Source organism: Roseburia inulinivorans DSM 16841 (assembly GCF_000174195.1).
Lineage (GTDB): Bacteria > Bacillota > Clostridia > Lachnospirales > Lachnospiraceae > Roseburia > Roseburia inulinivorans.
This window is the reverse complement of the sequence record NZ_ACFY01000157.1, coordinates 1-3,391: the sequence shown is the minus strand read 5'-3', so window position 1 is coordinate 3,391 and position 3,391 is coordinate 1. Positions and strand designations below refer to the sequence as shown.

At 36.9% G+C, this 3,391-nt stretch carries 4 protein-coding genes and 1 tRNA gene; 2 read left to right on the top strand and 3 right to left on the bottom strand.

Annotated features, from left to right (window positions below; translation table 11 throughout):
• Positions 1 to 22: 22 nt before the first annotated feature.
• Positions 23 to 95, bottom strand: a tRNA-Gly gene (locus ROSEINA2194_RS16840).
• A gap of 193 nt (positions 96 to 288) precedes the next feature.
• On the opposite strand from ROSEINA2194_RS16840, the gene ROSEINA2194_RS16835 reads away from it, so the two are divergent.
• Positions 289 to 738, top strand: coding sequence for an FMN-binding protein (locus tag ROSEINA2194_RS16835; RefSeq protein WP_009860885.1), 450 nt, complete (start codon positions 289 to 291; stop codon positions 736 to 738).
• A gap of 419 nt (positions 739 to 1,157) precedes the next feature.
• Here the strand turns inward: ROSEINA2194_RS16835 and ROSEINA2194_RS16830 are convergent, their stop codons facing one another.
• Both ROSEINA2194_RS16830 and ROSEINA2194_RS16825 read right to left on the bottom strand, forming a co-directional pair.
• Entirely contained in the window at positions 1,158 to 1,565 is a 408-nt protein-coding gene (locus ROSEINA2194_RS16830) for a hypothetical protein (protein WP_009860883.1), read from the bottom strand.
• 126 nt (positions 1,566 to 1,691) lie between these two features.
• Complete coding sequence (locus ROSEINA2194_RS16825) at positions 1,692 to 2,372, bottom strand: dihydrofolate reductase family protein (protein ID WP_009860882.1); 681 nt, start codon at positions 2,370 to 2,372, stop codon at positions 1,692 to 1,694.
• A gap of 237 nt (positions 2,373 to 2,609) precedes the next feature.
• Here ROSEINA2194_RS16825 and ROSEINA2194_RS16820 point away from each other — a divergent pair, with 237 nt between their 5' ends.
• Positions 2,610 to 3,215, top strand: a complete 606-nt coding sequence (locus ROSEINA2194_RS16820; protein WP_009860881.1) for a helix-turn-helix domain-containing protein — start codon at positions 2,610 to 2,612, stop codon at positions 3,213 to 3,215.
• The last annotated feature ends 176 nt before the right edge of the window (positions 3,216 to 3,391 follow it).

Sequence of the window (3,391 nt, the reverse complement as noted above, 5' to 3'; positions counted from 1 at the left end):
TCAGTCAATATAAGTTTATGAGAGCGCGAGACGGGACTCGAACCCGCGGCCCCGACCTTGGCAAGGTCGTGCTCCACCAACTGAGCCACTCGCGCATATTGTTTTGTGTTCTGCCGTGTGCCAGACACATTTGATATAATACTATGAGATAAGAACTTTGTCAACAACTTTTTTACAAAAAACAGAAAAAACTTTTAGCATAACTTTTATATGAAATTTTATCAGGAAAATTGCATGATATTTGAAATGCGGCATACAATGTAATAATCAGTGGCAGGAGATACATCAATGAGTGCAAAGACAAAAATCGTAGTCCTTCATATGAAAGAACTCATTTATACAGCAATTTTTGTGGGATTAGGAATTCTGCTGGTCGTGTTGCTGCTTTTTATGTTTTTACCAAAAAAAGAAAAAGATAAATCTGTGGAGACAATGAAATATGTGGCAGGAGTCTACACATCTTCCATACTCTTTCATGACAGCACTTTGGATGTGCAGGTCATTGTGGATGAGAATCGGATCAATTCGATCTCTCTTGTGAATCTGAATGAGACAGTGACGACAATGTATCCGTTGGTGGAACCTGCGTTGGAAGAAGTGTCAGACCAGATCATCAAAACACAGTCGGTGGAAAATATATCCTATCAGGCAGACAATCAATACACAACGGTTATGCTTTTAAATGCGGTGGAGAATGCGCTTGAAAAAGCAGAAATTGATGGGACGGTGGAAGAGTAAAACAGATTTAGGTGGCGTAGTGTCGCAGATTTTGTGGTGCTTTCTTAGGTTGTGAAGGGCAGATATAAGCGTCCTCTTATAAGTCATTCTTATATGTTGATTAAAAAGAAAAATCGTACAGACGAAATATTATGTTTCTGTTCGCTAGACATTCCGATGGAGTTCTAAGCAACAATCATGTTCAGCAAAAGCTTCCATGATTGTTAGAATCCCATCTCCATAGCTCACAAAGAAAATAATATTTGTCTGTACAATTTTTCTTTTCATTTACGCTGTGAATGACTTGTAAAAGAACTCTTATACATGCCCAATCAGCGCTGTGAATCGCACCACAAAATCTGCGATTCAAGGTGCTTAATACCTTGTAATCCGTCAATCCTTGTTACGAGCGGCAGTTCATAAGTTAAACTGGAAGTTGATTATTTTACAATACTTTTAATATAATTGTAATCAATCTTTCCTGTTACAACAGAATAAAAAAACGGATCTTTTCTAATTGTATCCTCTGAATTAATAATAAAATTATTCCATCCATCTGCCTCGTTTCCGTCAGATAAATAAATGGTTATTTTGAAACTATATCCCGTATATCCAACAGACGGTTTCCACTTTTTCACTGTGACATCATTCAAATTTTGTATAATATGCTGAATCTGCTGTTCATCAGTAATATGTGTTGTTTCTCCGCTATTGCCATTAAAAACAACAATTTCCATGACTTCATCAGAAACTAAATCCGTCAAGTTAAGAGAAACATTATACCACATAATAATGCCAATCAAACAGATTACCATTGCAGATAGTAATATAATCATTTTCTTTTTCATGTCATTTCAACTCCTTTGTTCAACTCCGCTTTGCTAAATTCGTTAATACCAAAATTCTACCATAACCACATCTGTAATTTACGTTATGAAACTCGTAGTAACCGGTGTTCAGGTAAACTGGCATTATCAGTTGATTACTTGATATCGAACTCTGATATATGAGTCATTTAAAACTGTGCAATCAATGAGTTTCAGGACACCCAGCTCAGATAATTCATTTTCTGAAAGAATGGAACTGCCGTCTATTAAGGAAGAGGTTTCTTTACCGCCGATCAGCACTGGAGCCACAACAACATCGATATAATCAAACAACTTCTCACGAAGGAATAATCCGTTCACCGTTCCACCGCTTTGGATTGTTAATTTGTTGCATCCATACGATGATTTTAATTCACGAAGAGCATCTTTCAGCGACAGTTTTTCCTGAAAAATGATATGGAGATTATTTTCCTTAATGTTATAAGCAGGATGATCTTTATTGGATGTAATCAGCACAAACACTTGTGATTTCTTGCAGAAATATGTTACGCCATGTTCGGTCAAATGGTTGTTATCCAATAAGACAAATGAGACGGGAGTCTTATCGGGATAGGGCTTTTGGTTCACGCCCATCTTTTCCTGCACGCGTCCTGTATTAAAAGACCAAAGGTCGGTTGTCTGCTCGATTTCATAATATTGAGGCAGCCCCTCTTTTAACCCGTCTATCTTTGGAAAATCCTTATCTACATCTAAAGCATCTGATGCACCGGGACTTATCTTTCCATCTAAAGACATAAGCATAAATAACGTTGTTATTGGTCTGTCCATAATAAACCTCCTTAAAATTCGATTCGTCAATAGTAAAATAATACCATAACCACATCTGCAATTCCACTTCATTCTAATTCACTTTGTGCTATAATGTGTTATCAGATTTTTTTGCCCTGATTTTCCAATTTCACTCTACGGAGCGTAGAAACCGCATAAATTCACCATATTCTACGCCGCGTGGGTGTGATTGATGATCAAATCATAGGATAATCAGACCAGAAAGGAGGAAAACGGATGGATCAAATCAAGATTGGTAAATTTATTGCTGATGAAAGAAAACGAAAAGGATATACGCAAAAACAGCTTTCAGAAAAATTAGCAATCAGTGATAAAACAATTTCAAAATGGGAGAGAGGAAATGGTTTTCCAGAAGTATCATTGCTGTTGCCATTATGTAATGAACTGGAGATAACAGTTAATGAACTACTATCTGGTGAAAGAGTATCTGAAGAAGAGTATCTGAAGAAAGCGGAGGAAAATATGGTGAATTTAGTCAGGGAAACTCAGGAAAGTAAAAAGAAAATTGTCCTGTCAGCAATGATTGCAGGACTTACAATTATAGCGGCAGTTCCATTATTTATATTGTCTGGAATGCTGGAGATGGAGAACTGGATTAGAGTTCTTCTTATAGGAATAGGGCTTGTTGTGATAGTTGGAGGGGTTGCAATTGCCTGTGTCCTTGACAGAGAAGCAGGAGCCTTTGAATGTCCCGAATGTCATAATAGATTTGTTCCAGATATGAAGTCATATATTATGGGACCGCATACAATTACAAAGCGAAAATTAGTATGTCCGCATTGTGGTGCACATAAATATTGCAAGAAGGTTCTTACAAAGTAAACCTGAAATTAAATCTATCCGCTCTATTATAGAACATACGTTCTGCAAAAAAAATCATTATAAACCCAGAGTTCCATAACGTAAATTGCAGATTCTGTGGTGCGATTCACAGCGTAAATTGGGCAGATATAAGCGTCCTTTCACAAGTCATTCGTAACGTAAATGAAAGAAAAAAT